We start from the raw sequence: 26,450 nt of genomic DNA, 5'->3' as shown, positions 1-26,450 counted from the left end.
TCCTCCTGCGCCTTCGGCTTCTCCTCGCTGGCCCCCGGCGAGGAGGGACGCAGTCACCGACGCGCCGCCCGCATCCGCATCCGCGCGTCCAGTTCGGCATTGATCGCCCCGCCCAGCAGGACCGACCAGACCGACAGGTAAAGCCACATCATCAGGATGATGACCGCCCCGATGGACCCGTAGAACACGTTGTAGCTGTTGAAATTCGACAGGTAGACCGAGAAACCGATCGACACTCCGGCCCAGGCGATGGATGCAACCAGAACGCCGACGCTGATCCACGGTGACCGGAACCCGCCTGGAACGTTCGGACCAAAGCGATACAGGATCGACAGGCACGTGACGACCAGCAGGAACATCGCCCCCCAGGGCAGGACCTTCGTCAGCCAGGCCTCGAAGGTCCCGAACTGGACGAAGTTCAACAGGATCGGCACCACCACCACCGTCACCAGCGCCACGAACAGCGCCCCGATCAGCGCCCCCGTCAGCACGAAATCCACCGCCCAGCTCCACAGCCAGCTGCGCGGCTTGGAACGGTGCACCACGTCCAGCCCCTGCACCAGCGCCGAAACCCCGGCCCGGGCGGAATAAAGCGCGATCAGCAGCGACAGGACCGTCGTCCACTGCAGCGCCGTCCGCGGAGCGGTGATCAGGCCCATCACCTGATCATGCACCAGCGTCCGCGCCTCCGGCGGCAGGAAACGCTCGGCGATGGAAAGGTAGCCCTGGATGACGCGGGGGTCTGCGAACATCCCCCAGACGGCAATGGCCGCCGCAAGGCCGGGAAAGACCGCGAACATCGCGAAGAAGGCCACGCCTGCCGCGATCAGCCCGAAATGCCCATTGCCAACCCGCGTCCAGACGCAGACCAGGAACTCCCAAAGCTCGCGGACGATCTTCATGCGGTCAGCATCCCCCGGATTCCCGGCTAGCGCAACTTGAAGCCGCCCAGCCGCCGTCGCATGATAGCGCCAACAGGAGGACCCCCATGACATACACGCCCGCCGCCAACCGCTATGAGCGGATGATCTACAACCGCTGCGGCAATTCCGGCCTGAAGCTTCCGGCGATCAGCCTCGGCCTCTGGCACAACTTCGGCCACGACACGCCGCATGCCACGAAACAGGCGATCTGCCGCACGGCCTTCGACCTTGGAATCACCCATTTCGACCTTGCCAACAACTACGGCCCCCCGCCCGGCAGCGCCGAAGAGGCTTTCGGTGAACTGCTGAAAACCGATTTCAACGGGTTGCGGGATGAGCTCATCATCTCCTCCAAGGCCGGCTACCTGATGTGGGACGGCCCCTATGGCGAATGGGGCAGCCGCAAGTATGTCATCGCCTCCTGCGACCAGTCGCTGAAGCGCATGGGTCTCGACTACGTCGACATCTTCTATTCCCACCGCTTCGACCCCGACACCCCGCTGGATGAGACGATGGGCGCTCTGGACCACATCGTCCGCTCTGGCCGGGCGCAGTACATCGGCATATCCAGCTACAACTCCCAGCGCACACGAGAGGCCGTGGCGATCCTGAAGGATCTGGGGACTCCGCTGCTGATCCACCAGCCCAGCTACAACATCCTGAACCGCTGGGTGGAAACCGACGGGCTGAAAGACACGCTGAAAGAGCTCGGCGTCGGCTCCATCGCCTTCGTCCCGCTGGCGCAGGGGATCCTGACCAACAAGTACCTGAACGGCATCCCTGCCGGCAGCCGCGCCACGCAGGACAAGTCGTTGCACCCCTCGGTCGTCGAGAAGGCCCTTGGGTCGGTCCGCAAGCTGAACGACATGGCCGCCGCCCGGGGCCAGACGCTGGCGCAGATGGCCCTCGCCTGGGTCCTGCGCAACGGCGGGATCACCTCCGCCCTCATCGGCGCGTCGAAGCCCGAACAGGTCGTCGATTGCGTCGGCGCGCTGGAGAAGCTCGACTTCACCGCCGACGAACTGGCAGCGATCGACGCCATTTCAGAGGAGAAGGACATCAACCTCTGGGCGCGGTCGTCCGAGGACTGAGCCTGAAAGCGAAAAGGCCCCGGATCATCTCCGGGGCCCGTCTCTCATTCACTCGGCGGGAACCTTCGCCACCTCGTCCGACAGCGGATAAGGCAGGCGCTCCACCATCTCCTTCGGGCAGACCTGCAGGAAGTTCAGCCGCTCGCGGTCCCAGTTCGCCAGGATGCGCTCGGCGATCCGGCTGCCGGTCTCGTCCAGGTGGCGCTGGATCAGGCCCTTCAGCTGCATCTCCCAATGCGGATGCTCCACCGCGCAGGTCAGGATCGACTCGAGGTTCATGAAGTCCTCGGCCACGCCCTCGGGGTCGTAGACATAGGCCATCCCGCCCGTCATCCCGGCCCCGAAGTTCGCGCCGATCCGGCCCAGGATCACCGCAACGCCGCCGGTCATGTATTCACAGCCGTTCGACCCGCAGCCTTCCACCACGACCGAAGCACCCGAGTTCCGCACCGCGAAGCGCTCCCCGGCCCGACCGGAGGCAAACAGGAACCCGTCGGTCGCCCCGTACAGCACGGTGTTCCCGATGATCGTGTTCTCTTCCGCCTTCAGCGGCGAGGACATCAGCGGCCGCACGGTGATCGTGCCGCCCGACAACCCCTTGCCGACATAGTCGTTGGCATCGCCCTGGACCTCCAGCTTCAGACCCCGGACGCTGAACGCGCCCAAGGACTGGCCGCAAGACCCGGTCAGCTTCACCGTCAGATGGTCGGGCTGCAGCGCGTTCCGCATCCCGAACTTCTTGACGATATGGCTCGACGCCCGCGTCCCGATGGTCCGCAGCGTGTTCCGCACCGCGTACGACAGCTGCATCTTCTCGCCATCCTCGAAGAAGCGATGCCCGTCGCGGATGATGTCGGCGTCCAGCGTGTCCGGCACGGCGTTGCGCGGCTTCGACCGGTCATAGGTGATCGACCGCGCCCCATCGACGCTGATCAGCATCGGGTTGAGGTCGAGGTCATCGAGGTTCGCCGCCCCGCGCGAAACCTGCGTCAGCAGATCGGCCCGCCCGATGATCTCGTCCATGCTCCGCGCACCGATGGAGGCGAGGATCTCCCGCACTTCCTGCGCATAGAAGGTGATCAGGTTCACCACCTTGTCCGCCGACCCGGTAAACTTGGCCCGCAGGCGTTCGTCCTGAGTGCAGACGCCCACTGGGCAGGTGTTCGACTGGCACTGGCGCACCATGATGCAGCCCATCGCGATCAGCGCGGCGGTGCCGATGCCGTATTCCTCGGCCCCCATCATCGCCGCCATCACGATGTCTCGCCCGGTCCGAAGCCCCCCGTCCGTGCGCAGCGTCACCCGCTCACGCAGGTTGTTCATCGCCAGCACCTGATGCGCCTCGGTCAGACCCATCTCCCACGGCAGGCCCGCGTACTTGATGGATGTCGCCGGCGAAGCCCCCGTCCCGCCATTGTGGCCCGAGATCAGGATCACGTCGGCCTTGGCCTTCGCCACGCCCGCTGCGATGGTGCCCACGCCCGACGACGACACCAGCTTCACCGTCACCTTGGCGCGCGGGTTGATCTGCTTCAGGTCGTAGATCAGCTGCGCCAGGTCCTCGATGGAATAGATGTCGTGGTGCGGCGGCGGGGAGATCAGCGTCACGCCGGGAGTCGAATGCCGCAGCCGCGCGATCAGCGCCGTGACCTTCATCCCCGGCAGCTGGCCGCCCTCACCGGGCTTCGCGCCCTGGGCCACCTTGATCTCCAGCTCTTCGCAGGCGTTCAGGTATTCCGCCGTCACGCCAAAGCGCCCCGAGGCGACCTGCTTGATCTTGGCAGACGGGTTGTCCCCGTTCGGCTCCGGCGTGAAATGCGCCGGGTCCTCGCCGCCCTCGCCCGAGTCCGACTTCGCCCCGATCCGGTTCATCGCAACGTTCAGCGTCTTGTGCGCCTCGGGGCTGAGAGCGCCCAGCGACATGCCCGGTGTGACAAACCGCTTCCGGATCGAGGTGATGCTTTCAACCTCCTCGATCGGCACCGGCTTGCCCAAAGCCTTGATGTCCAGAAGGTCGCGCAGATGGATCGGCGGGTTCGCCCGCATCGCGGCGGAGTACTGCTTCCAGATGTCATAGCTCGCCCGGTCACAGGCCGATTGCAGCATGTGCATCGTCTGCGCTTCCCAGGCGTGCTTCTCGCCCGACCGCCGCGCCTTGTAGAAGCCGCCGATGGGCAGCACATCCGCGCCGCCCAACCAGCCGCGCTTGTGGACTTCTTCCAGCTTCTGCTCCACGCCCGTCAGGCCGATGCCCGAGATACGCGACTGCATCCCCGGGAAGTACTCGGCCACCATCGCGCGTGACAGGCCCACGGCCTCGAAGTTCAGACCGCCGCGATAGCTGGAGATCACCGAGATCCCCATCTTCGACATGATCTTCAGAAGCCCCGCATCAATGGCATCCCGATACCGCCGCATCGCATCGGTCAGCGAGCCGTCCAAGAGCCCCCGGTCGATCCGGTCCGCGATGGAATCCTGCGCGAGGTAGGGGTTCACCGTCGTCGCCCCGCAGCCGATCAGCACCGCGAAGTAATGCGGGTCGATGCATTCCGCCGACCGAACGTTGATCGAGCAGAAGGTCCGCAGACCCTTGCGCGTCAGCCAGCTGTGCACTGCCGAGGTGGCAAGGATCATAGGCATCCCCACCTTCTCCGGCCCCTGATGCTCATCCGTCAGGACCAGCTGCCCGGCACCCGACCGCACGGCATCCTCGGCTTCCGCCCTGATCCGCTCCAGCCCCTGGCGCAGGTCATCCAGCCCCTCGCCCACCGGGAAGGTGCAGTCGATGAAGGCCACCTGATCGCCGAACCGCTGCACCATCACGTCGAACTCGCGGTTCGCGATGAAGGGGCTTTCCAGGACCAGGATTTCCGTCTGGCTGTTGTTCTCGTCCAGCACGTTCCGCAGGTTGCCGAAGCGCGTCTTCAGCGACATCACCCGGCCTTCGCGCAGCGAGTCGATGGGCGGGTTCGTGACCTGGCTGAAGTTCTGGCGGAAGTAATGCGACAGCGGCCGATAGACCGACGACAGCACTGCCGGCGGCGTGTCATCGCCCATCGAGGCGACCATTTCCTTCCCGTCCTCGGCCATCGGCGCAAGGACCTGCTCCAGCTCCTCGATGGTGAACCCCGCCGCGATCTGGCGCTTGCGCAGGTCAGCCCCGGTAAAGGTCTGCGTCTCAGGGATGTCGCGCAGCAGGCTGTTCAGGTCGACGATCTTGCCCACCCACTCGCCATAGGGCTGGGCGGCGGCCAGTTTGTCCTTCATCTCGACGTCGTGGTAGAGCTTGCCCTCCGCCATATCGACGGCGATCATCTGCCCCGGCCCCAGCGCGCCCTTCTCGCGGACGGTCGATTCATCCACCGGCACCATCCCGGCCTCGGACCCCGCGATCAGCATCCCGTCGCCGGTGATGACGTAGCGCATCGGCCGCAGACCATTCCGGTCCAAGCCCCCGCAGACCCAGCGCCCGTCGGTCATCGCCAAGGCCGCCGGACCGTCCCAGGGCTCGATGACCGAGTTGCAGTAGGAATACATGTCCGCCCAGGCCTTGGGCATGTTCACCGTCTGCTTGCTCCAAGCCTCCGGCACCAGCATCGTCTTGGCCATCGGAGCCGACCGCCCCGACCGCACCAGCACCTCGAACACCGCATCCAGCGCACCCGAGTCCGACGTCCCGCCCGGAATGATCGGCTTGATGTCCTCGGCCGCCTCGCCGAAGTTGTTCGAGGCCATCCGGATTTCGTGCGACTTCATCCAGTTGACGTTGCCCTTCAGCGTGTTGATCTCGCCGTTGTGGGCCAGCATCCGGAACGGCTGCGCCAGCCACCACTGCGGGAAGGTGTTCGTCGAATAGCGCTGGTGGTAGATCGCGAAGGCGCTCTCGAACCGCTCATCCAGCAGGTCCGGGTAGAAGGTCGACACCTGCTCGGCCAGCATCATCCCCTTGTAGATGATCGACCGGCAGGACAACGAACACAGGTACATCCCCTGGATACCCGCCGCCGTCGCCGCCTTCTCGATCCGCCGCCGGATGATGTAGAGCTCGCGCTCGAACTGCTCCTGGTCGATGTCCTTCTCGCAGCGGATCAGGATCTGCTCGATCTCGGGCCGCGTCGCGTTGGCCTTGTCGCCCAGCACGCTGACATCCACCGGCACATGTCGCCAGCCGTAGATGTAATGCCCCATCCGCAGGACCTCGGTCTCCACGATCGTCCGGCAGCGCTCCTGCGCGCCGAAGTCCGTCCGCGGCAGGAAGACCTGGCCCACGGCGATCAGCTTCTGAACGTCCGGCTCATGCCCCGTCCGGCGGACCTGGTCATAGAAGAACTTGACCGGGATCTGAACATGGATCCCCGCCCCGTCGCCGGTCTTGCCGTCCGCATCCACCGCGCCCCGGTGCCAGACCGCCTTCAGGGCGTTGATGCCGTTCTCCACGACCTTGCGCGACGGCTTGCCCGAGATGGAAACCACCAGCCCCACCCCGCAGGACGAATGCTCATCCTCGGTCTTGTAGAGACCATTCGCATCCAGCCAGGCGCGCTTTTCCTCTTCGGCCTTCACCCAGGCTTCATCATACTTGGTCATGGGCCTCTCCTTCATTCACTGGCCAGAAGCGGGAATTTCTCCACGCACTGCGCTCGCGTCAAAACTTGCCGATCCGTCGCCGCAAAGGCGTAACTGTCGGGCTTCATGTCGATGTAGATCTCGTTGGTCATGGTCAGCCCGTTCGCGTCATCGAACAGACCCACCGGCAGTTCCAGGTTGCCCGCGTACGGCCCGTCCACCGTCACCCGGAACCACAGCGAGGACCCGCACTCCGCGCACCAGGCCCGCTCGCCCCAAGCGGAGGACTGGCGCTTGGCGATGTGCTCCGCGCCCTGCCATTCCACGTTCCCCGCCGGGACCGTGATCCCCAAGAGGGCCGATCCGGTCCACTTCCGGCACATCGGGCAATGGCAGGCGCCGAAGTTGGTCCCCGTCAGCGTGGCCCTGAACCGCACCGCGCCGCAGAGGCATCCGCCAGACCGCTCAAGGCTCATGGCTGACCCTCCACACGGGCAGCGAGGCCGTCAGCGCGTCGCAATCGAACAGCGGCTGGCTGGACAGGAAACCCTCCTCGCCCGGGAAGATGAACTGCAGGGGCGATCCGTCGATCGGCAGCCACTGACCATCGCCCAGGTCGGTCTCGCCCGGACCCGCGAAGAACAGCCGCCATTCGGGGTGGATGTATTCGTTCCCCCGCGACCGGCGCAGGACATTTCCCGACAGGTCGTATTCGGTGAAGTCCACCTCGGTCTGGCTTAACTTGATCCCGTCGATGGTGACGCTTTTCCCTGTCAGCCGGTCATAGCCCTCGGCGCGCGAGCCTGTGCCATCGTCCTTCGACAGGCCGAAGCTCCAGGTATCGAGCCCTTCGGCCAGAAGCTCGGACATGCGGGCGGGATCGGCGGGGTTGGGGTCCAGCGTCTGCATGGCAGGATCGTAGCTTTCGATCCACTGGCCCTCGAAGTCGATCTTCGAGAAGAAGAACGGCCCCTCCTGATCCAGGTCCACCCGCCACTGGTCGCCGGGGTTGTCGGCAGAGCAGCGGTAGTAATGCGAGACGCGGCATTCCTTCGACTGCACGGTCAGGAAGGCTTCGCATCCCTCGGGGACATCCCAGGTGCCGGCCAGCGCGGGGGCGGCCGGGGCGATCAGGCAGGCAAGGATCAGGGTCTTCTGCATCGCCGTTTCACCACTGAAGTCAGGTCACCAGTCCTGACGTTTAACTTTCTCTGCCCCATGAGCGCCTATGGCCGCTTTCCATACGCGTTCCAAACGGAAATCAGACTACTCTGCCGCCACTGCTCCGGTCTGGTTCAGGTAGGACAGGATCGCCTCGGCCGCCTCGCGCCCGTCGCGGATTGCCCAGACCACCAGGCTTGCCCCCCGCACGATGTCGCCCGCCGCGTACACGCCCGGCAGGCTGGTCTCATGGGTGCGGAAATCGGCCTTGATCGTGCCCCAGCGGGTCACCTTCAGTTCCGGCACGCCCCAAAGCGTCGGCAGGTCCTCCGGCTCAAACCCCAGCGCCTGGATCACCAGGTCAGCGGGTTCCACGTAATCCGCGCCCTCGATCACTTCCGGCGTCTGGCGGCCCGTCGCATCCGGAGCACCAAGGCGCATCTTCTGCACCATCACGCCTTCGACTTCCGTGCCGCCCGTGAATCCCTTGGGCGCGGAAAGCCACACGAATTCAACGCCCTCTTCCTCGGCATTCGCCACCTCGCGCTGCGAGCCCGGCATGTTCGCCCGGTCGCGACGGTAGAGGCACTTGACCGACAGCGCCCCCTGACGGATCGCCGTCCGCACGCAGTCCATCGCCGTGTCGCCACCGCCGATGACGACGACGCGCTTGCCCGCGGCGTTGAGCTCTCCGCTCTCATACTCCGGCACGTCGTCGCCAAAGCCCTTGCGGTTCGACACCGTCAGGTAGTCCAGCGCCTTCACGATGCCCTTGGCCCCAACGCCCGGGGCCTCGATGTCCCGAGCCTTGTAGACGCCCGTGGCGATCAGCACCGCATCGTGCTGGCCCCGGATCGCGTCGAAGGTGATGTCCTCGCCCACGTTGCAGTTCAGGACGAAGTTCACGCCCCCGTCCGCCAGCTGAGCATTCCGACGCTCCACCACGTCCTTCTCCAGCTTGAAGCCGGGAATGCCATAGGTCATCAGCCCGCCCGAGCGGTCGTAGCGGTCATAGACCGTGACCTGCACGCCCTGCCGCCGCAGCATGTCCGCCGCCGCAAGGCCCCCCGGGCCCGCGCCTATGATGCCCACGGATTCCGGCCGCTCCGCATGCGGACGGATCGGCTTGACCCAGCCCTCTTCCCACGCCGTGTCGGTGATGTACTTCTCGACGCTGCCGATGGTGACCGTGCCATGCCCCGACTGCTCGATCACGCAGTTGCCTTCGCACAGCCGATCCTGCGGGCAGATGCGACCGCAGATTTCCGGGAAGGTGTTGGTGGCCTGGCTGATCTCGTAGGCTTCCTGCAGCCGGCCCTCGGCGGTCAGTTTCAGCCAGTCGGGGATGTTGTTGTGCAGCGGGCAATGCGACTGGCAATAGGGCACGCCGCACTGGCTGCAGCGGCTGGCCTGTTCGGCGGCCTTGCGGTCTGCAAACTCCCGGTAAATCTCGTTGAAATCCTGCGCGCGCGAGGATGCGTCCCGTTTCTCGGGCATCTCTTTGCCGACGGTGACGAACTTGAGCATCTTCTGCGTGGCCACGGCTGCGCCTCCCAGCGAATTCTTCGGGAGCGACTTCGTACAGCGGATCAGCCGACAAGAAAAGTCAGTAGACTTTACCTATTTGCGGCTTTTTTGGCAGATGAGACAGAAAAGCTGACGTTCTTCCGTCGAAATAGGTCAGGATGGTTTCCGAACCACCTTAGAAACCAAACCAAAGCCCTGCCAAAGCGGCACTTCCCACGATGATTCGCCACCAGCCGAACAGTGCATATCCATGGCGGCTGATGTAGCTCAGCACCCAACGCACCACGAGGACGGCGGTCACGAAGGCCACGGCGAACCCCACGGCAATCTCCCAGACAGCGCCAAGGTCCAGCTCGTTCCGGGACTTGTACAGGTCATAGGCCACCGCCGCCCCCATGGTCGGCAGGCTGAGCAAGAACGAGAACTCTGCCGCCGCCCGCTTTTCCACCCCCATCAGCATCGCGCCCACAATGGTCGCGCCCGACCGGCTGACCCCCGGAACCATGGCCAGGCACTGGCAGAACCCGATGGCGAGCGACTTGCCGAACGGCAGCGCCGTTGCATCGCGATACATCGGGGGCGGGGCGATCCGGTCGATCAGCAGAAGCACGACCCCACCCAGGATCAGCATCCAGGCGATCAGCTGCGGCGTCTCGAACAGGACCGTCTTGATGAAATCATGCGCCAGAAGCCCGACCAGAACGGCCGGAAGGAACGCCAGGAAGATCGACACCAGCGACCGCCGCGCCGCATCCTCATGCCGGGCGCGCAGGACCAGCCTGATCACCAGCGCAGCATAGACCGAGGTCAAGGCAAGGATCGCGCCAAGCTGGATCACCACCTCGAAGGTCCGGCCCTTTGACTCGAAGCCCAGGAAATGCCCGGCGAGCAGCAGGTGGCCCGTCGAAGATACTGGCAAAAACTCGGTCAAACCTTCCAGAAGGCCCAGGAAGGCAGCCGTAAGGGTCTGGTCCAAACCCTTATGCCTTCTTCAGGTTCTTCGCCGAATCCTTGATCGCCGCGAATTGGCCCGAGGGGCGATAGCGCCAGAGATATTCGGGCAGCACCGCTTCCATCGCCGTGGGGGTGATCCCAAGCTCGGCAAAGCCGCGGGCGTTGGAGGAGACGACATTGTCGCGCGCAAGGTTCCGGACCTGGTCGCGGGTAATCATCTTGTTCTCGATGAGGCCAAGCGTCACCGCCTGCACCATGTCGAAACCGAAGCCCATCGCCTTCGCCACGACGAAAGGCATGTTGATGACCGCGCGACGGCGCTGGATCACCTTCAGCATCCGCCCCATCAGGCCGCGGAACGTATCGACCTCGGGCCCGCCGAGTTCGTAGACGCCCGGGGCAGCCGCGCCCGTCACGCCCGCGACGGCGGCCTGGGCCACGTCGTCCACATAGACCGGCTGGAAGCGGGTGTTCGCACCCACGACCGGCAGGATCGGCCCCATGCGCGTCATCGCTGCGAAGCGGTTGAAGAACTGGTCTTCGGTCCCGAAGATGATCGAGGGCCGCAGGATCACGGCAGTCGGGAAAGCGGCCAGCACGGCTGCCTCACCCTCGCCCTTCGTCCGGGCATAGTCGCTGTCGGAGCCCGCATCAGCCCCGATGGCCGAGATATGCACCAGCCGTTCCACGCCCAGCTCGGCGGCGATCCGCGCCACCCGGCCCGCGCCTTCGGACTGCACGGCATCGAAAGTGTTCGCCCCCACCCCGTTCAGCACGCCGACGCAGTTGACGACCGCATCCGCGCTACGGATCACGGCCCGAAGGCTGGCGTCGTCTCGGATGTTGCAGGCTACCGGCTCGACCTGGCCAACCACGCCGTAGGGCTTGACGAACAGCGCCTCATTTGGGCGGCGGACAGCCACGCGGACCCGCCAGCCGGCCTTGGCCATGCGCCGTGCGACATAGCGGCCGACGAAGCCCGAACCGCCGATGATGGTGACCAGCTTGCTCATGCGCGCACTCCTTCGCGGGCGCCTGGAAGGCACCGGAAACTGGGCCGATGAATAGCCGCGCCGCCCCGGACGGGCAAGGCCAAAGCGGCAGCAAGAAATTTGCTGAAGGGGCCGTTGACTCTGCCTTGGGGCGCCGTTACATCGCGGCCTACGGCATCGCCCAGATGGCGGAATTGGTAGACGCGCTGGTTTCAGGTACCAGTGCCGCAAGGCGTGGAGGTTCGAGTCCTCTTCTGGGCACCAAACCTATAGAGAAACCCTGCAATCTATTGATTGCAGGGTTTTTTCTTGTCCAATGCGGCCGTTCGGCACCGCGTCCCCGCTGGCACTGTCCGCCGTCCGGGGAACCGATACGCCTCGGGCGAATTCTTCCCGAAAGGAAGGTGACCCATGGAAATCTCGACAATCGCCTGGATGTGCGTCGGCATTGCGCTGCTGGGCTTCGCCCCGCTGTGGTGGCGCTAGGCGCTGATCTGACGCAGGCCGGAAAAGAAGAAGCCCCGGCCGCAGCGGCTGCGACCGGGGCTTTCTGAGTTTTCCGGCACGGATCAGCGGCGACGGTCGTCTTCGTCCTCGTCGTCGTCCTGGCCGCCGGCGGGCAGGTTGAAGAAGCTGTCTGCATCCGAGAAGTCGGAAGCCGGGCTTTCGTCCTTCTCCTCGTCCCCGAACACCTCGAGGCCCGAAAGACCCGAGGGCATCCGCGCGTCGGGCGACATGCCAAGCGACTGCTCGGTCGACACGAGCTTGCGACGCTCGTCATCCGACATCACCACGCCTTCGGCGGCCTTCTTCCGCGCGGCGGCCTGGACGGCGGCGTCAAGTTCGGACTGCTTGCAAAGGCCTAGCGCGACCGGGTCGATGGGTTGGATCTGGCCGATGTTCCAGTGCGTCCGCTCGCGGATCGACTGGATCGTTGGCTTCGTGGTGCCCACAAGCTTGCCGATTGCGCCATCGGACAGCTCCGGATGGAACTTGACCAGCCACAGGATCGCAGCCGGGCGATCCTGGCGCTTGGACAGCGGAGTGTAGCGCGGGCCGCGACGCTTTTCCTCACCCACGGCGGCGGCGTTGAACTTCAGCTTCATTCGGTACAGCGGATCTGCCTGGGCGCGCGTGATCTCGACCGGATCCAGCTGGTTGTTGGCGACAGGGTCGAACCCCTTGACCCCGGTGGCGACGTCGCCGTCGGCGATGCCCTGGACCTCAAGCTCGTGCATCCCGCAGAAATCGGCGATCTGGGCAAAGCTCAGCGTCGTGTTGTCCACCAGCCAGACGGCTGTGGCCTTGGCCATAAGCGGTTTCGACATCGGATCTCTCCTTTACAAACCTGTCCCGTGCCGGGAAAACGGCTGCGGGCCTAGCCCGCGAGTTCCACGATTTCGGGGAATTCAGGTCGCCATATAGGGCCGAACTTCGCAAAGGGGAAGCGAAAATGCGCCTGTTCCTGTTGGCCATCGCGGCTTTGTGCTGGTCCGGTGCCGCACGGGCCGAGGGAGAGCGCGCGGGCGACTTCGACTACTATGTCCTGTCGTTGTCTTGGTCGGCTGCCTGGTGCGCGCTGGAAGGCGATGCCCGCAACGACCCGCAATGCGCTGACGGGCGCGGCCTGACCTTCGTGCTGCACGGGCTCTGGCCGCAATACGAAGACGGCTGGCCCTCGTTCTGTCGCACGGTCGAACGGGACCCGACCCGGGCAGAGACGGCGGCGATGGCCGACATCATGGGCGGCGCGGGGCTGGCCTTCTATCAGTGGAAGAAGCACGGCCGCTGCTCGGGCCTGTCTGCACCCGCCTATTTCGACCTGGCGCGCAGGGCTTACGGCAGGGTCGCGGTTCCAGACGTTCTTGCGGACGTGTCCCGGCGTCTGGAGGTTCCCGCCCAGGTGATCGAGGAGGCGTTTCTCGAGGCCAACCCCGGACTGGCGCGCGACCAGATCACCATCACCTGCAAGGACGGACTGATCCAAGAGGCCCGCGTCTGCCTGACCGACGATCTTCAATTCCGACGCTGTGGGAAAGACGTGATCCGGGACTGCCGGTTGCAGGATGCAGTGCTAGAGCCAGTCCGCTGATGGGCGGTCGGCGGGACCGGGTGTGAAACACAGCTTTTTGAGGGGATTGCGAAAAGCGGCCTTACAATGCCTGGTTCCCGCGGCGGCTGGGGTCCGCCCGGGTGTATGAAAAGAATGTCGGGTCGAAAACCGACCCCGCCTGACCTGAGTTTACCTTACGTCAGGCTCACAGCTCCGTGAAGGCGGGCTGGACGGGAAACTGGCGTCAGACAGGTAAGGAATTCCTTACGTGCCGACACGCAGAACGATCTTACCGACATGACCGCCGGACTCGATCCGCCAGTGTGCGGCAGGGGCATCGGGAAGCTCGTATTCGCTGTCCAGAACGACCTTGACGGCGCCACGCTCGATCATCGGCCAGACATGTTCTTCCACGGCCTTCGCGATCCTGGCCTTGGCGAGGTCCGACTGCGGGCGCAGGGTCGACCCGGTCATCACCAGCCGTCGCGTCATCAGTTCGGCCAGGTTCAGCGTGACCTTTGCGCCCTGCAGGAAGGCGATCTGCACCAGCCGACCGCCATCGGCCAAAGCCTTGAAGTTCCTCTCGATATAGGGGCCACCCACCATGTCGAGGATCAGGTTGGCCCCACCCTGTGCCTTCATCTCGGCCACGAAGTCCGTGTCCCGGTAGTTGAAGGCGGCCTCTGCCCCAAGGTCCCGGCAGACCTGGCACTTTTCGTCCGAGCCCGCGGTGGCGAAGACCCGCGCCCCAAGAGCATGAGCGATCTGGATCGCCGTCGTCCCGATGCCGCTGGTCCCGCCGTGGACGAGGAACCGCTCTCCCCCGCGCAAGCTGCCGCGCATCACCACGTTGGACCAGACGGTGAAGCAGGTCTCGGGCAGGCAGGCGGCTTCCTTCAGGGACAGCCCCTTGGGAATGGGCAGCGCATGAGCTTCAGGTGTGGCAACGTATTCGGCATAGCCGCCGCCCGGCAACAGCGCGCAGACCTGGTCGCCGATCTTCCAGCGGCTGACGCCCGGACCGACCTCGACCACGGTGCCCGAGCATTCCAGCCCCGGCAGCGGCGAGGCCGAGGGCGGTGGCGCATAGGCCCCCGCCCGCTGCAGCGCATCCGGCCGGTTCACCCCGGCATAGGCCACCCGGATGATGATCTGGCCGTGGCCCGGCACCGGCACGGGGACCGAGGTCGGCTGCAGCACGTCCGGCCCCCCGGGCGACGAGATCTCGATGGCAAGCATGCTGTGCGACAGGGTCATCTTCAGTCCTTCTATCCGCGGGTCCGCCCGGGCAGGTCGTCCGGCAGTTTTGGCGCACGAATGGTTTCAAAAAGCTTGCCGGGACCGGCCATCCAGGCCTTCCCGAACGGATTTTCCCGGAGATTGGCCTTCAGCTTCTCGACCTGCATGACCTGGTCGATCCGGCGGTCCAGGAAATCCCAGGTCGCCTGGGCCTCGGCCGAGTCGTCGCCCAGCCAATAAAGCACGGTCGCGCCGTAGACGCCCGACAGCGTCGCCCGCTTGGTGTACCAGTTCAGGTCGTTCGACGTGTCGCCCAGGGCCGTCCAGATCCGGTCCGCCGTCTGCCAGATCGCCCTGGCCCCGTCGGCGGCGTACATGGGCAGCGAAAAAAGCGTCGTCCCCCGCCGCACCAGCTCGCGGTCGGCAAGCTCCAGCCGCAGCCGGACGGCCAGTGCAATCCGGTCACGGAACCGCAGCGCCTGCAGGTTCCGCTGCGCCAGGGCCGCGACCATCTCGTCATCGCCGCGCCGATGGTAGGCCAGCGCCAGGTCCACGCCACCCCGCGGGAACAGGGCGCGTGCAAGTCCCGGAGCCACGCCCGCATCTGCGATGGCGGCCTTGAAGGTGCTTTCGGACCAGCCGTCAAACGGCACATGCGCCAGTGCCGCATCCAGCAGCTTCGCCTTGATTTCGTCCTCGGGCATGGCGACCTCCTCTTGGTAGACAAGCCAGCTTCCCTTTGATATAGCGCGCCGGCCTGCACAAGTCAGTGCAACTCTAGCTTAGGAAGGTGGTGACAACCACATGCAGGTCAGCGTCCGCGACAACAACGTCGAACAGGCTCTCCGTGCTCTGAAGAAGAAACTTCAGCGTGAAGGGGTGTTTCGGGAAATGAAGCTCAAGCAGCATTTCGAGAAGCCCTCCGTCAAGAAGGCACGCGAACAGGCCGAAGCGGTCCGCCGTGCAAGGAAACTTGCCCGGAAGAAGCTTCAGCGCGAAGGCGGTCTCTAAGACGTCCAGCGACTCTGGGGAAGCGATTCCCGCCCGATCAACCCCCGTCCGTGAGGCCGGGGGTTTTTCATTGGCCCATCCTGCGCCTGCATCTTCAGCGAATCCGCAACCCCAGATTGTATGGCAACATTGTGGCGGCGGCTTGTTGCAACTTAGGCGGGCATCAACAATCTATTTCCAATTGTCGCCACATTTAACAGTTTTCTGCCGCAATTCCGGCCCGTAGGGTGTTTGCATGATCGAGCTTCGCAAACACCCCCGCCAAGACCGCTCTCGTGCCAAGGTGCATGGGATCCTTGCCGCCGCCGCCGATCTCTGCTCGGGCAGGGGGCTGGACGCGCTGACGACGAACGCCGTTGCCGCCAGGGCTGGTGTGTCGATCGGTTCGCTCTACCAGTACTTCCCGGGCAAGCAGGCGCTCCTCGCCGCCCTGATCCGGGCCGAGCGGGCAAACCTGCTGGAAGCGGTCGAGCGGATCGTGTCCTCGGATGCGGCCAGCGACCTGACGAAACTCGTCGACGAGCTGATCGAGGCCACGGTCGAGCACTACCTGGCGCGCCCGTCGCTGTCGCGCACGTTGAACCTTGCGCGGACCCAGCTGCCGCCCGACCCGGAAGCCTCCGAATTCTCGGCCCGGATCACCGTGCTGATCGCCGCGCGGCTGGACGAGTTGAACATCGCCCGCCCTGAAACCACGGCGCAGGACATCCTGGCCATCCTGCGCGGCATGATCGACGCCGCAAGCGAAGCGCATGAGGCCGACCGCGGCGCCCTGACCGACCGCACCCGCCGCGCGGTGATGGGCTACCTGCAGGCCTATCGGCAGGCCGCCGCCTAGACCGCGAGCGCCGTCGTCTTCACCACCGTCCGCAGCGCGAAGCTGGACTGCATCTGCCGGACCCCCGGCAGGCGCGACAGGAATTGCCGGTGGATGCGGGCAAAGTCCTCGGTATCCTCGGCCATCAGTTTCAACAGGTAATCCGCCGTCCCCGCCATCAGGTGACATTCCAGGAGGTCGGGCACCTTCGCCACCTCGCGCTCGAAGGCATCCAGCAGGTCCTCGGCTTGGCTTTGCAGGGTGATCTCCACGAAGACCGTGGTCATTCGCCCCATCTTGCGCGCATCCAGAAGCGCGACGTAACCGGCAATGAACCCCTCTTCCTCCAACCGCTGCACCCGGCGGTGACAGGCCGAGGGCGACAGGTTCACCGCCTCGGACAGTTCAGCATTGGTGATCCGCCCGTTCTTCTGCAGGACGGTCAGGATCCGGCGGTCGGTGGCATCGAGGTCCAGAGGCATGGAAGATTCTGCGGCTATGGGGGAAATCTGCCGAAGAATCTACGCCGGAGCGCGCATCACGCCAATCAGAATTCAAAGCATCGCCTGAAAATCGGATCAGGATTGTTCCCACAGGGACCAGGTCCCGCAGGGAGGAAAACATGAAGATCGGTTGCCCGAAAGAGATCAAGCCGCAGGAGTTCCGCGTGGGGATGACCCCCGACGCCGCGCGCGAGGCCGTGGCTCATGGCCATGAGGTGATGGTGGAGACCAAGGCCGGCATGGGGGCGGGCTTTTCCGACGCCGACTACGCCGCCGCCGGGGCGAAGATCGTCGACACGGCTGAGGAGGTCTTTGCCAAGGCCGACATGATCGTCAAGGTCAAGGAACCCCAGACGGTCGAGCGCAAGCGCCTGCGCGAGGGACAGGTCCTGTTCACCTACCTCCACCTCGCCCCGGATCCAGAGCAGACGCAAGACCTCCTCGCCAGCGGCGCCACCTGCATCGCTTACGAAACGGTCACCGACAACCGGGGCGGCCTGCCCCTTCTTGCACCGATGTCCGAAGTCGCGGGTCGCCTGGCGCCGCAGGTCGGGGCCTGGACGCTGCAGAAGGCCAACGGCGGCAGCGGTGTCCTGCTGGGCGGCGTGCCGGGCGTCGCCCCGGCCAACGTCGTCATCATCGGCGGCGGAGTCGTCGGGACCGCCGCCGCCCGGGTGGCCGTCGGCATGGGCGCGCGCGTCACCGTCCTCGACCGGTCCGTCCCGCGGCTCAGCTACCTGGACGACATCTTCCACGGCAAGCTTGTCACCCAGTTTTCAAGCGCCGGGGCCCTGGCCGAGTTGCTCCCCTCTGCCGACATGGTGATCGGCGCCGTGCTCATCCCCGGCGCCGCCGCCCCGAAACTGGTCAGCCGCGCGCAGCTGAAGCAAATGAAGCCCGGTTCAGCCCTCGTCGACGTTGCCATCGACCAGGGCGGCTGCTTCGAGACCAGCCGTGCCACCACCCACCAGGACCCGATCTACGAGGTCGACGGCGTGATGCACTACTGCGTGGCGAACATGCCCGGCGCGGTGGCCCGCACCTCGACCCAGGCGCTGGGCAACGCGACCATGCCCTTCATGCTCGCCCTTGCCGACAAGGGCTGGAAGAAGGCGTGCGCCGAGGACCGGCACCTCTTGAACGGCCTGAACGTCCATGCGGGCCAGCTGACCTACGCTGCCGTGGGCGAGGCGCTGGGTCTGCCTGCCATCCCGGCGACCATGGCTCTGGCAAGCTGACCTTTCGCCCGGCGCGACGGAAGGCGGCGCGCCGGGCGTATCAGGGGGACCAGTCCAAAGGTGCCTCATGACAATTCTTGGCTACAAGCCCTCGACCCTGATCCTCTGGGTCGTTCTTGCCCTGCCCGGGCTTCCCCTGCTTCCCGCCCTCATGGGCGACGACCCGCAGGCCTTCCACCGGCTTCTGCACCCGACCGGCGAATGGGCCGCCCGCTTCATGATCATCGGCATGATGGCCTCGGGCCTGATGCTCCTGTTCAAGGGCCGCCACTGGCCGCGCTGGCTGGTGCACCACCGCCGCGACATCGAGGTGGCGGCCTTCGTCTATGCCGCGCTGCACACCTACGTCTACGTGGTCGACCGCGGGACCCTCGACCGCATCGTCGAGGCCCTGACGCACACCGAGATCTGGACCGGTTGGCTGGCCATGCTGATCTTCATCCCGCTCGCCGTCACCTCGAACGACGCCGCGCAGCGCTGGCTGCACGCGGGCTGGAAGACCCTGCAGCGCTGGGCCTATCCGGCCGCGGTGCTGGTTCTGGTCCACTGGGCGGCCCTGCATGACTGGGGCAGCTGGCCCCCGGCGGTCGTCCACTTCGGCCCGCTGATCGGGCTTTGGGCCTATCGCCTGTGGTACTGGTACCTGCGACCGCGCGCCGTGGCCGCCTGAAATGGAAGCGGCCCGCAGGATCGTTCCTGCGGGCCGCCTTCGGGACAAATTCCGGCTTACTTGGCCTTCAGGGTGGCGAGGATCTCTTTCAGAAGATCATTGTCCGACGGCCCGGCGGGCGCGGCCGGAGCCTCTTCCTTCTTCGGCATCAGGCGGTTGACGCCCTTCACGATCAGGAACACCACCCAGGCGATGATCAGGAACTTGATGATCGCGGTGATGAAGTTGCCGTACATGAACTGCGCGTCGCCGACACCCACGCTGAGGCCGCTGAAGTCCACGCCGCCGACGATCAGGCCGATCAGCGGGTTGATCAGGTCATCGACCAGAGAAGTGACGATGGCGGTGAAGGCCGCGCCGATAACGACACCGACGGCAAGGTCAAGTACGTTGCCCCGCGCAATGAAGGCCTTGAATTCGTTCAGCATTTCCACGGTTCCCTTTTGTGTTCTACCTTGGCTGGCGGATTGTCTGTCGCATCGGGCTCGCGGGCCCGCGCGGAGTATTGCATAGGATAACTGGAAATTAACGGGGAATTTTGCACGCCCGTGAACCGGGCGGAAGCTATCCGCGCGGCGCGGCGGCGCGGCGCAGACGGTCGTTGATCGCCCGGCCCAGCCCGGTGTCCGGTACCGGGGCAAAGGCGATGCGCCCGCCCGGACCTGCCAGCCGGTCGGCCTCGCGCAGCATCTGGAACAGGCGCGCCGCCGCCTCGACCAGGTCGCCCGACTCGGACAGCGACAACCGGCCCCGCACCGGCCCGAAACCGACCAGCACCTCGCCCGACCGTGCCTCAAGTGCCTCCAGCCGTATCGCCGCCTCCGGCGCGTAATGCGAGGCCAGCTGCCCCGGCGACGTCGGCTTGCCTGCATCCCCGCCCGTTGCAAGCGGCGCGCCCAGGGCAGCCTCAAGGACCTCGACCGGCACACCGCCGGGCCGCAGAAGCACGGGGTCCGGGTCGGCCAGGACGATCGTCGACTCCAGCCCCACCGCGCAGGCCCCGCCGTCCAGCACCGCGGCGATCCGGCCGCTCAGACCCTCCAGCACATGGCCCGCCCGTGTCGGCGAGACGCGCCCCGAGGGGTTGGCCGACGGAGCCGCCAAGGGCCCGCCAAACGCCTGCAAGAGCCGCTGCGCCAGGGGATGCGCCGGAATCCGAACGGCGACCGTGTCCAGCCCCGCCGTAACCAGCGGCGAAATCCCCGCCCCGGCGCGCAGAGGCAGCACCAGGGTCAGCGGCCCCGGCCAGAAGGCCTGAGCAAGAATCCGCGCCTTGGGTCCCACCTCGGCAATCCGTTCCACTGCGGCAAGGTCGGGCAGATGCACGATCAGCGGATTGAAGCTCGGCCGGCCCTTTGCCTCATAGATGCGTGCCACCGCCCGATCGTCGCGGGCATCCCCGCCCAGGCCGTAGACCGTCTCGGTCGGGAAGGCGACCAGTTCGCCCGCAGCCAGAAGCCGTGCGGCCTCGGCAATCCCGGCATCGTCTGGGGCAAGAGTTCGGGTCATGGTGACGCAGCGTCCAGCTTGATGGCCTTGGCGAATGGAATAGCCTTTGCCCGGGCGGTCCATAAGCCAGCCCCCCCATTTTGCCAAGCGACTCGCGAAAGAGACCCCATGCCCTACCGCGCTCCTGTCAAGGATATCCGTTTCATCCTCGACCACGTGGTGGGCTTCGCCGAAGTCGCCGCGACTGATCGCTTCGCCGCGGCGACCCCGGACCTTGCCGAGGCGATCCTGACCGAGGCCGGGCGGCTTTCCACCGACATCCTCGCGCCGTTGAACCGGGTCGGCGACCAGCACGGCGCGCGGCTGGAGAACGGCACGGTCGTCTCCTCCCCCGGCTTTGCCGAGGGCTACCGCGCCATCGCCGAAGGCGGCTGGGTCGGCATGGCGGCGAACCCCGCCTTTGGCGGCATGGGCCTGCCGATCTCGCTTGCGCTTGGGGTCGATGACATGATGTCCGGCGCCTGCCTTGCGCTGCAGTTGAAGCCGCTTCTGACCAAGGGCCAGATCGAGGCGCTGGAACATCACGCTTCGGAGGAGCTGAAGGCGCTCTATCTGCCGAAACTCACCTCGGGCGAGTGGTCCGGCACGATGAACCTGACGGAACCCCAGGCGGGATCGGATGTCGGCGCGCTGCGGACGAAGGCCGTGCCCAACGGGGACGGGACCTATGCGATCACCGGGCAGAAGATCTTCATCACCTGGGGCGACAGCGACCTGACGCCCAACGTCTGCCACCTGGTCCTCGCCCGCTTGCCCGACGGGGCCGAGGGGACGAAGGGGATCAGCCTCTTCATGGTCCCCAAATTCATCCCCGACGCCGAGGGTCGACTTGGGGGCCGCAACAACCTCCGCGTCGTCAGCCTGGAGCACAAGCTCGGCATCCACGGCAGCCCGACCTGCGTGATGGAGTATTCCGGCGCGACGGGCTGGCTGGTGGGCGCGCCGCACCGGGGGATGGCCGCGATGTTCACGATGATGAACAACGCCCGGCTCTCCGTCGCCGCACAGGGGGTGGGGGTGGCCGAGGCCGCGCTCCAGCATGCGCTGGCCTATGCCGAGGGGCGGCACCAGGGCGCAACGCCCCTGTCGGCGGACGGCCCGATCCTCGATCACGCCGACGTCCGCCGGATGCTGGCCGCGGCCCGGGCCGAGGTCTTCGCGGCGCGGTCCATTTCTCTTGCCTGCGCGAAGGCGATCGACATGGCGACGGCGACCGGCAGCGCCGACTGGCAGGCCCGCGCCGCGCTTCTGACCCCCATCGCCAAGGCCTACGGGACCGACGTCGCCTGCGAGGTGGCGGCCATCGGGGTGCAGGTCCATGGCGGCATGGGCTTCGTCGAGGAGACGGGGGCAGCGCAGTACCTGCGGGATGCGCGGATCCTGCCGATCTACGAGGGGACGAACGGAATCCAGGCGATGGACCTCGTGGGGCGGAAGCTGGCCGATGGGGGCGAGGCGGCGTTCCGGCTGATCGACGAGGTCCAGCGCGGGGCCGAGGAGGGGCGCGCCAAGCTGCCTGATCTGGCCGGTGAGGTCTGGGCGGCGGCCGAGGCGCTGCGGGAGGGGACCGAGGCGGTGCTGGCCCTGCCCCTCAACGACCGCTTCGCCGGGGCGGTGCCCTATCTGCGGGCCTTCGCGCGGGTTCTGGGCGGGCAGGCTCACCTCAAGGCGGCGCTGGCTGACGGGGGGCGCGAGGCGCTGGCCCGGGTCATGGTGCGGCGGGTGCTGCCCGAGCTTCCGGGCCTTCTGGCCCAGGCCAAGGAGGGGGCGGCGGGGCTTTACGAGGTGGGGTCAGGGGACCTGGCGGCCTGACCTGTCCACGGTGGACAAACCTGCATGATTCATGAAAATCAACAACTTGCTCGCGGGCGTTAGGGATCTGTAAACCTTTGCCGAAGGACAGCTCGCCTTCGTTGTTCTTCGCCCGAACGCGCACATAGGAGGCGTGTGGCTAGTCCGCCACGAACCCTGCCGCCTTGTGGCTGCCGTCACAGTAGGGCTTCTTCGCTGACTGCCCGCAACGGCAGAGCCAGGTCTTCGTCACCTTGTTCACCGTCCGCCCGGTGCCCGAGACCACCTCTAGGTTCCCCGTCACCATCAGCGACCCGTTGGGCTGCGGCTGGACATGCAGCGGCCCGTTCCGCACCTCGAGCGCCGCGAACTCCTTCACCGCCGGTTCCCCGGTCGCCGTAAACCCGGCCGCGACATGAGCCCCGTCGCAGAAGGGCTTGTTCTGCGACTGCCCGCAGCGGCAGAGCGTCGCGCGGGGCGTGGCCTGCGGCTGACCGGCGATCACCAGCTCTGCCTCGATGGCCAGCGGCCCGTTCTCGCGCACGCGGACCGTGTTCACCACCGGCGGCGCGTCCGACGTGGCGGATCCATCATTGTGCGCCACCCGGATCGCGCCCGAGGGGCAGGAGAGCGCCACGTGCATCACCGCCTCGGCACTTGCGGCATCCGGGTGGATCCAGTCCCCCTTCACGTTCGGCACGAAGACATCCGACCGCCCCAGCACGCAATTGCGCGAATGGATGCAGCGCTTGCCGTCGAAACGGATGGTGACCTCGCGGCCCTGGACGACTTCCTCAGTCATGGCTTCCCCCCGGTTGCGCATCAACGAAGGAAAGCCCGGAACCGGGGGTCCGGCAAGAAAAACCTATCCGCCGATCCGTCGCAGGACGTGGGTGAGGCCCTCGTCCCAGGCCTGCAGCGCCTCATGTTCCTCCAGTGTGGCGAGCAGAAGCTCCGAAATTCCGCCGGGAGTCACCACCTCTCGCCGGATCTCGGGCAGGCTGCGGTTTTCTCGCAGCACCACCTCGGCATTGCCACGCAGGGTGGCGGCGACCAGAGCACGGGCCGTGTCGGGGGGCAGGCCTTGCGCCTGGAACCAGCCGATCACCTGCGCCATGAAGCCGAAGGACGCCCCGGAAAAGGCGCCGAAGGTCGCGGCAGCCGTGAAGATCGCCTCATCGTCGAAGGCGATGACCGGGCCGGTCGCGGCAAGGACAGGCCGCCAGAATCCGTCGTCGGGGCAGAGGATCGATGGTCCCACCCCCAGCGCATTGGCGTAGCCGGGCATCATGCTGACCGCAGCCTGAGCCGGCCCGATCACCGATTGCAGGCGGGCCAACCCCGTCCCCGCCATCGCCGAGAGCACCGGCTGGCCGGGGCGGAAGGTCAGCTTCGCCAGCTCCCCGGCCCCGGTGGCCGCAGGGAGCGAAACGAAGACGCCGTCCACCGCGTCGATCAGCGCCTGATTGGACGCCGCAACCTCACAACCATATTCTTCCGCCAGCCGGGCCGAGACTTCGGCATTCCGGGGAGACAGGATCAGCCGGTAACCCGCCCCCTGGACCCCGCGGACCATCAGCGCGGCCAGCCCGCCGGTCCCGAGGATGCCGATGGTGGTCACGGCATCTCCTCCAGCACCTCGGCCATCGCCTTGGCGGTCGCTTCGATGTCTGCCTCGGTATGGGCGATGGAGGAGAGCGAATGCAGCGTGGCCGAGGGGTTCATGTAGACGCCCTTCTCCATCAGCCGCAGCGCGAAGTCACGGAACTTCATCCGGTCGACATGGGTGCAGAAGTCGCGGTAGTCGGCGATCTCGGGGCGGTCGGTGAAGAAGACCTGGAACATCGAGTTGACCCCCTGCACGACGATCCCGTGCCGGTTCGAGGTGCGCGCGACCTGGCGGATGCTGTCGGCCATCTTCAGACCCAGGTCCTTGATCCTGGCAAACCCCGCCTGATCGTCGGCCAGCATCGTTTCCAGCATCACCTTGGTCACATGCAGCGCCAGGCGACCGGCGTTGTGGGTGCCGAAGTGCAGCACCTTGCCCCATTCAAGGCCCGCCATCACATCCGCCCGCCCGCCGATCATCGCCATCGGCAGCCCGCCCCCCAGAGCCTTGCCATAGGTGACGATGTCCGGGGTCAGCCCGTAAAGCTCGGCGCAGCCTCCGGCGGCGAGGCGGAAGCCGGTCACCGTCTCATCCAGGTAGAACAGCGCGCCGTGTTTCCGGCACAGTTCCTGCATCCGGTTCAGGTAACCGGGTTTCGGGGGGATGACGCCCATGTTGGACATCACCCCTTCGGTGACGACGCAGGCCGCCTGGTCGCCGTGCAGCGCCATCGCGCGTTCCAGCGCCTCGACGTCGTTCCAGCGGACGACGATGGTGTCTTTCCACGCCTCCTCAGGAATGCCCGAGCTGTCGGGGATGCGGATCGGGTCGTTCGGGTGGCCCAGCAGGGTCGGAGGATAGGGGTTGGTGTTGACCAGCACCGAATCCCACCAGCCGTGATAATGGCCCTCGAACTTGATGATCTTGCGGCGCCCGGTGTGGCCGCGGGCAAGGCGGAAGGCCGCCATCGCGGCTTCGGTCCCGGTGTTGGCGAAGCGGACCTTGTCGACATGGGGCAGAAGGGCCACCAGCATCTCGGCCACCTCGACCTCGACCTCCAGCGCGGTGGCGAAATGGGTGCCCCGGGCGGCCTCGCGGGCGATGGTCTCGACAACCTTCGGGTGGGCATGGCCAAGGGGAAGCGCCCCGAAGGCCATCATCCAGTCGATGTATTCCTTGCCGTCCACGTCATAAAGCCGGGCGCCGGACCCGTGGCTCATGTAGCGCGGCGCGCCGCCGAAGGTCGCGGGGCCGCGCGAGGCAGAAGAGACGCCTTCGACCAGCACCTTCTGCCCACGGTCGAACAGGGATTGCGACTTCGGTCCGGCCATCTTGCGCCCCTTCTGCTGCGTCGCCGATTGTTCGCGCAGGAACAAACCGGCGTCAAACAGATCAGAAGCGTTCGGCGCGCAGGACCTCGGCATCGGTGACGCCGATCACGCCGATATGGCGCTCGACGACGGTGAAGGCGGCTTCCAGAAGGGTGTCCAGCCGGTCGGGCCGGATCAGGCAGACGACGGCGACCATGCCCGAGCGGCCCACCTGCCCCTCGCGCGTCCAGCGCCCGGAGCGGCCCGAGCCGCCAAGGACGGGAAGGACGGTGAAGCCAGTCACGCCCGCCTTTTCCAGCGCCGAGGTGAGGCGGCCCTCCATCGGTGCCTCGATGATGATCTCGACCCGTTTCGCCTTGTGCGTCTGCATCCTATCCCCCCACGGCCTGAGCCACGGCCACCCAGGCCGGAATTCCGATCACCAGATTGAACGGGAAAGTCACGCCCAGCGAAAGGGTCAGGTAGACCGAGGGGTTGGCGTCCGGCAGCGCGACCCGCATCGCGGCCGGGACGGCGATGTAGCTCGCGGACCCGGCCAGCACCATCATCAGCGCCACGCCGCCGGTGGACAGGCCCAGAAGTAGACCCGCCGCCAGCCCGAAGCCCGCGCCCACCACGGGCATGACCAGACCGAATGCCAGCACTCCCGCGGTCAGCACGCCCTTCGCGTTCCGCATCCCGCGACCGGCGACAAGGCCCATGTCCAGCAGGAACAGGCACAGCACCCCCTGGAAGGGCGCGACGATGAAGGCCTCGATCCGCTTCATGCCGGGGTCGCCGGTGACAAGGCCGATCAGGAAGGACCCGACCAGTAGGACGATCGACCCGTTGAGCAGGATCTCGCGCCAGAGGTCGGCGTCCATTTTCTCGGCGCGGCCCCCGGACCGTGAGGCCAGATACAGCGCCGAGATGATCGCCGGGGCCTCCATCGCGGCGGCGACGGCGACCATGTAGCCCTCGGAGGTCAGGCCCGCTGCCTGCACCACCGATGAGGCGGTGACGAAGGTCACGATCGAGATCGACCCGTAATGCGCGGCGACGGCGGCGGCGTCGGTGGCGGAAAGGCGGGTCATCACCTTGAGAAGTGCAAAAGCCGCGAAGGGGATGATGAAGGACAAGATGACCCCGGCGACCAGCGCCGCGATCAGCGTCGCGTCCAGCCCGTGGTCGGCGACCGAGACCCCTCCCTTGAAGCCGATGGAGAACAGAAGATAGATCGACATCCCCTTCGCCACCGCCTCGGGGATCGTGAGTTCGCTGCGCGCCAGGGCCGCGAAAAGGCCCAGCGCAAAGCACAGGATCATCGGCGTGAGGAGGTTGGCGCTTGCCAGCGCCAGGATGTCCTGCATGTCTGTCCCCCGTCTGGCCTTTGCGGCGCGTCTTCGTGGTTTTTTGGCCATATGGCACCGGACGGGGAAACCGCAAGGCCGAAGCGGAATAATCCGGTTTCGTTCTTCCCCGACTC

Annotated in this window: 25 protein-coding genes and 1 tRNA gene; 8 read left to right on the top strand and 18 right to left on the bottom strand. The window is 66.2% G+C overall.

The window, feature by feature from the left end; translation table 11 throughout:
* Nucleotides 1-53 precede the first annotated feature (53 nt).
* Nucleotides 54-902: a YihY/virulence factor BrkB family protein gene (locus ACE3Q6_RS07960; RefSeq protein ID WP_374430667.1), complete on the bottom strand. Its 849-nt coding sequence runs from the start codon at nt 900-902 to the stop codon at nt 54-56.
* An 86-nt stretch (nt 903-988) separates the two neighbouring features.
* Between ACE3Q6_RS07960 and mgrA the strand changes: the two genes are divergently transcribed.
* Nucleotides 989-2,014: an L-glyceraldehyde 3-phosphate reductase gene (gene mgrA / locus ACE3Q6_RS07955; protein ID WP_374430665.1), complete on the top strand. Its 1,026-nt coding sequence runs from the start codon at nt 989-991 to the stop codon at nt 2,012-2,014.
* A 48-nt stretch (nt 2,015-2,062) separates the two neighbouring features.
* On the opposite strand, the gene gltB is transcribed toward mgrA, so the two are convergent.
* From gltB to ACE3Q6_RS07925, 6 genes are all read right to left on the bottom strand, one after another.
* Nucleotides 2,063-6,601, bottom strand: coding sequence for a glutamate synthase large subunit (gene gltB, locus ACE3Q6_RS07950; protein ID WP_374430659.1), 4,539 nt, complete (start codon nt 6,599-6,601; stop codon nt 2,063-2,065).
* 11 nt (nt 6,602-6,612) lie between these two features.
* A complete protein-coding gene (locus ACE3Q6_RS07945; protein WP_374430656.1) occupies nt 6,613-7,056 on the bottom strand; it encodes a GFA family protein in 444 nt (147 codons plus the stop codon).
* A complete protein-coding gene (locus tag ACE3Q6_RS07940) occupies nt 7,046-7,741 on the bottom strand; it encodes a hypothetical protein (protein WP_374430652.1) in 696 nt (231 codons plus the stop codon). Before ACE3Q6_RS07940 ends, ACE3Q6_RS07945 begins: the two co-directional genes overlap by 11 nt.
* 105 nt (nt 7,742-7,846) lie before the next feature.
* Complete coding sequence (locus tag ACE3Q6_RS07935) at nt 7,847-9,283, bottom strand: NAD(P)-dependent oxidoreductase (RefSeq protein WP_374430648.1); 1,437 nt, start codon at nt 9,281-9,283, stop codon at nt 7,847-7,849.
* A gap of 160 nt (nt 9,284-9,443) precedes the next feature.
* Complete coding sequence (locus ACE3Q6_RS07930) at nt 9,444-10,244, bottom strand: undecaprenyl-diphosphate phosphatase (protein WP_374430645.1); 801 nt, start codon at nt 10,242-10,244, stop codon at nt 9,444-9,446.
* A 4-nt stretch (nt 10,245-10,248) separates the two neighbouring features.
* Nucleotides 10,249-11,235, bottom strand: a complete 987-nt coding sequence (locus tag ACE3Q6_RS07925) for a complex I NDUFA9 subunit family protein (protein WP_374430637.1) — start codon at nt 11,233-11,235, stop codon at nt 10,249-10,251.
* Between the two features lie 158 nt (nt 11,236-11,393).
* On the opposite strand from ACE3Q6_RS07925, the gene ACE3Q6_RS07920 reads away from it, so the two are divergent.
* Nucleotides 11,394-11,478, top strand: a tRNA-Leu gene (locus ACE3Q6_RS07920).
* A gap of 305 nt (nt 11,479-11,783) precedes the next feature.
* Here the strand turns inward: ACE3Q6_RS07920 and ACE3Q6_RS07915 are convergent.
* Complete coding sequence (locus tag ACE3Q6_RS07915; protein WP_374430635.1) at nt 11,784-12,542, bottom strand: DUF1013 domain-containing protein; 759 nt, start codon at nt 12,540-12,542, stop codon at nt 11,784-11,786.
* Between the two features lie 125 nt (nt 12,543-12,667).
* Here ACE3Q6_RS07915 and ACE3Q6_RS07910 point away from each other — a divergent pair, with 125 nt between their 5' ends.
* On the top strand, nt 12,668-13,306 hold the full coding sequence (locus ACE3Q6_RS07910) for a ribonuclease T (protein ID WP_374430633.1): 639 nt from the start codon (nt 12,668-12,670) through the stop codon (nt 13,304-13,306).
* Nucleotides 13,307-13,531: 225 nt separating this feature from the next.
* Here ACE3Q6_RS07910 and ACE3Q6_RS07905 read toward each other — a convergent pair whose 3' ends face one another.
* Together ACE3Q6_RS07905 and ACE3Q6_RS07900 are read right to left on the bottom strand one after the other, a co-directional pair.
* Nucleotides 13,532-14,524 carry an NAD(P)H-quinone oxidoreductase gene (locus ACE3Q6_RS07905; RefSeq protein ID WP_374430631.1) on the bottom strand — a complete coding sequence of 331 codons (993 nt, stop codon included), beginning with the start codon at nt 14,522-14,524 and terminating at the stop codon, nt 13,532-13,534.
* Between the two features lie 11 nt (nt 14,525-14,535).
* Nucleotides 14,536-15,210, bottom strand: a complete 675-nt coding sequence (locus ACE3Q6_RS07900) for a COQ9 family protein (RefSeq protein WP_374430625.1) — start codon at nt 15,208-15,210, stop codon at nt 14,536-14,538.
* A 100-nt stretch (nt 15,211-15,310) separates the two neighbouring features.
* Between ACE3Q6_RS07900 and rpsU the strand changes: the two genes are divergently transcribed.
* Nucleotides 15,311-15,517: a 30S ribosomal protein S21 gene (gene rpsU, locus ACE3Q6_RS07895; protein WP_008027119.1), complete on the top strand. Its 207-nt coding sequence runs from the start codon at nt 15,311-15,313 to the stop codon at nt 15,515-15,517.
* A 235-nt stretch (nt 15,518-15,752) separates the two neighbouring features.
* The gene (locus tag ACE3Q6_RS07890) at nt 15,753-16,355 is read left to right on the top strand and encodes a TetR/AcrR family transcriptional regulator (protein ID WP_374430619.1); all 603 of its coding nucleotides are present in this window, start codon (nt 15,753-15,755) and stop codon (nt 16,353-16,355) included.
* Here the strand turns inward: ACE3Q6_RS07890 and ACE3Q6_RS07885 are convergent.
* Nucleotides 16,352-16,810, bottom strand: coding sequence for an Lrp/AsnC family transcriptional regulator (locus ACE3Q6_RS07885; RefSeq protein WP_374431066.1), 459 nt, complete (start codon nt 16,808-16,810; stop codon nt 16,352-16,354). The two genes, ACE3Q6_RS07890 and ACE3Q6_RS07885, sit on opposite strands and share 4 nt — an antisense overlap.
* Nucleotides 16,811-16,956: 146 nt before the next feature.
* Here ACE3Q6_RS07885 and ald point away from each other — a divergent pair, with 146 nt between their 5' ends.
* Nucleotides 16,957-18,075 carry an alanine dehydrogenase gene (gene ald / locus ACE3Q6_RS07880; RefSeq protein WP_374430617.1) on the top strand — a complete coding sequence of 373 codons (1,119 nt, stop codon included), beginning with the start codon at nt 16,957-16,959 and terminating at the stop codon, nt 18,073-18,075.
* Between the two features lie 67 nt (nt 18,076-18,142).
* Nucleotides 18,143-18,745, top strand: coding sequence for a sulfite oxidase heme-binding subunit YedZ (locus tag ACE3Q6_RS07875; protein WP_374430611.1), 603 nt, complete (start codon nt 18,143-18,145; stop codon nt 18,743-18,745).
* 56 nt (nt 18,746-18,801) lie between these two features.
* On the opposite strand, the gene mscL is transcribed toward ACE3Q6_RS07875, so the two are convergent.
* Together mscL and ACE3Q6_RS07865 are read right to left on the bottom strand one after the other, a co-directional pair.
* A complete protein-coding gene (gene mscL, locus ACE3Q6_RS07870) occupies nt 18,802-19,179 on the bottom strand; it encodes a large-conductance mechanosensitive channel protein MscL (protein ID WP_374430607.1) in 378 nt (125 codons plus the stop codon).
* Between the two features lie 130 nt (nt 19,180-19,309).
* Nucleotides 19,310-20,254 carry an L-threonylcarbamoyladenylate synthase gene (locus tag ACE3Q6_RS07865; RefSeq protein WP_374430605.1) on the bottom strand — a complete coding sequence of 315 codons (945 nt, stop codon included), beginning with the start codon at nt 20,252-20,254 and terminating at the stop codon, nt 19,310-19,312.
* A gap of 108 nt (nt 20,255-20,362) precedes the next feature.
* Here ACE3Q6_RS07865 and ACE3Q6_RS07860 point away from each other — a divergent pair, with 108 nt between their 5' ends.
* Complete coding sequence (locus tag ACE3Q6_RS07860; protein ID WP_374430602.1) at nt 20,363-22,066, top strand: acyl-CoA dehydrogenase; 1,704 nt, start codon at nt 20,363-20,365, stop codon at nt 22,064-22,066.
* Between the two features lie 139 nt (nt 22,067-22,205).
* Here ACE3Q6_RS07860 and ACE3Q6_RS07855 read toward each other — a convergent pair whose 3' ends face one another.
* From ACE3Q6_RS07855 to ACE3Q6_RS07835, 5 genes are all read right to left on the bottom strand, one after another.
* Entirely contained in the window at nt 22,206-22,847 is a 642-nt protein-coding gene (locus ACE3Q6_RS07855; RefSeq protein ID WP_374430599.1) for a CDGSH iron-sulfur domain-containing protein, read from the bottom strand.
* A 63-nt stretch (nt 22,848-22,910) separates the two neighbouring features.
* Nucleotides 22,911-23,666: a pyrroline-5-carboxylate reductase dimerization domain-containing protein gene (locus tag ACE3Q6_RS07850; RefSeq protein ID WP_374430596.1), complete on the bottom strand. Its 756-nt coding sequence runs from the start codon at nt 23,664-23,666 to the stop codon at nt 22,911-22,913.
* Nucleotides 23,663-24,985, bottom strand: coding sequence for an aspartate aminotransferase family protein (locus ACE3Q6_RS07845; protein ID WP_374430592.1), 1,323 nt, complete (start codon nt 24,983-24,985; stop codon nt 23,663-23,665). The genes ACE3Q6_RS07850 and ACE3Q6_RS07845 overlap by 4 nt, the downstream gene beginning before the upstream one ends.
* Before the next feature lie 61 nt (nt 24,986-25,046).
* Nucleotides 25,047-25,355 (bottom strand): P-II family nitrogen regulator, encoded by a 309-nt coding sequence (locus tag ACE3Q6_RS07840; protein WP_374430587.1) that lies wholly within the window; start codon nt 25,353-25,355, stop codon nt 25,047-25,049.
* Between the two features lies 1 nt (nt 25,356).
* A complete protein-coding gene (locus tag ACE3Q6_RS07835; protein ID WP_374430582.1) occupies nt 25,357-26,334 on the bottom strand; it encodes a sodium-dependent bicarbonate transport family permease in 978 nt (325 codons plus the stop codon).
* Nucleotides 26,335-26,450: the final 116 nt, after the last annotated feature.

The organism is Tabrizicola sp. (assembly GCF_041913445.1).
Lineage (GTDB): Bacteria > Pseudomonadota > Alphaproteobacteria > Rhodobacterales > Rhodobacteraceae > Tabrizicola.
The sequence above is the reverse complement of the archived record's forward strand: the minus strand, read 5'-3'. Positions and strand labels throughout refer to the sequence as shown.

Excerpts from the sequence above, each read along its gene's own strand:
- ACE3Q6_RS07960 (WP_374430667.1), bottom strand. The coding sequence starts at position 902 with ATGAAGATCGTCCGCGAGCTTTGGGAGTTCCTGGTCTGCGTCTGGACG.
- mgrA (WP_374430665.1), top strand. The coding sequence starts at position 989 with ATGACATACACGCCCGCCGCCAACCGCTATGAGCGGATGATCTACAAC.
- gltB (WP_374430659.1), bottom strand. The coding sequence starts at position 6,601 with ATGACCAAGTATGATGAAGCCTGGGTGAAGGCCGAAGAGGAAAAGCGC.
- ACE3Q6_RS07945 (WP_374430656.1), bottom strand. The coding sequence starts at position 7,056 with ATGAGCCTTGAGCGGTCTGGCGGATGCCTCTGCGGCGCGGTGCGGTTC.
- ACE3Q6_RS07940 (WP_374430652.1), bottom strand. The coding sequence starts at position 7,741 with ATGCAGAAGACCCTGATCCTTGCCTGCCTGATCGCCCCGGCCGCCCCC.
- ACE3Q6_RS07925 (WP_374430637.1), bottom strand. The coding sequence starts at position 11,235 with ATGAGCAAGCTGGTCACCATCATCGGCGGTTCGGGCTTCGTCGGCCGC.
- ACE3Q6_RS07915 (WP_374430635.1), bottom strand. The coding sequence starts at position 12,542 with ATGTCGAAACCGCTTATGGCCAAGGCCACAGCCGTCTGGCTGGTGGAC.
- ACE3Q6_RS07910 (WP_374430633.1), top strand. The coding sequence starts at position 12,668 with ATGCGCCTGTTCCTGTTGGCCATCGCGGCTTTGTGCTGGTCCGGTGCC.
- ACE3Q6_RS07905 (WP_374430631.1), bottom strand. The coding sequence starts at position 14,524 with ATGACCCTGTCGCACAGCATGCTTGCCATCGAGATCTCGTCGCCCGGG.
- ACE3Q6_RS07900 (WP_374430625.1), bottom strand. The coding sequence starts at position 15,210 with ATGCCCGAGGACGAAATCAAGGCGAAGCTGCTGGATGCGGCACTGGCG.
- rpsU (WP_008027119.1), top strand. The coding sequence starts at position 15,311 with ATGCAGGTCAGCGTCCGCGACAACAACGTCGAACAGGCTCTCCGTGCT.
- ACE3Q6_RS07890 (WP_374430619.1), top strand. The coding sequence starts at position 15,753 with ATGATCGAGCTTCGCAAACACCCCCGCCAAGACCGCTCTCGTGCCAAG.
- ald (WP_374430617.1), top strand. The coding sequence starts at position 16,957 with ATGAAGATCGGTTGCCCGAAAGAGATCAAGCCGCAGGAGTTCCGCGTG.
- ACE3Q6_RS07875 (WP_374430611.1), top strand. The coding sequence starts at position 18,143 with ATGACAATTCTTGGCTACAAGCCCTCGACCCTGATCCTCTGGGTCGTT.
- ACE3Q6_RS07865 (WP_374430605.1), bottom strand. The coding sequence starts at position 20,254 with ATGACCCGAACTCTTGCCCCAGACGATGCCGGGATTGCCGAGGCCGCA.
- ACE3Q6_RS07860 (WP_374430602.1), top strand. The coding sequence starts at position 20,363 with ATGCCCTACCGCGCTCCTGTCAAGGATATCCGTTTCATCCTCGACCAC.
- ACE3Q6_RS07855 (WP_374430599.1), bottom strand. The coding sequence starts at position 22,847 with ATGACTGAGGAAGTCGTCCAGGGCCGCGAGGTCACCATCCGTTTCGAC.
- ACE3Q6_RS07845 (WP_374430592.1), bottom strand. The coding sequence starts at position 24,985 with ATGGCCGGACCGAAGTCGCAATCCCTGTTCGACCGTGGGCAGAAGGTG.
- ACE3Q6_RS07840 (WP_374430587.1), bottom strand. The coding sequence starts at position 25,355 with ATGCAGACGCACAAGGCGAAACGGGTCGAGATCATCATCGAGGCACCG.
- ACE3Q6_RS07835 (WP_374430582.1), bottom strand. The coding sequence starts at position 26,334 with ATGCAGGACATCCTGGCGCTGGCAAGCGCCAACCTCCTCACGCCGATG.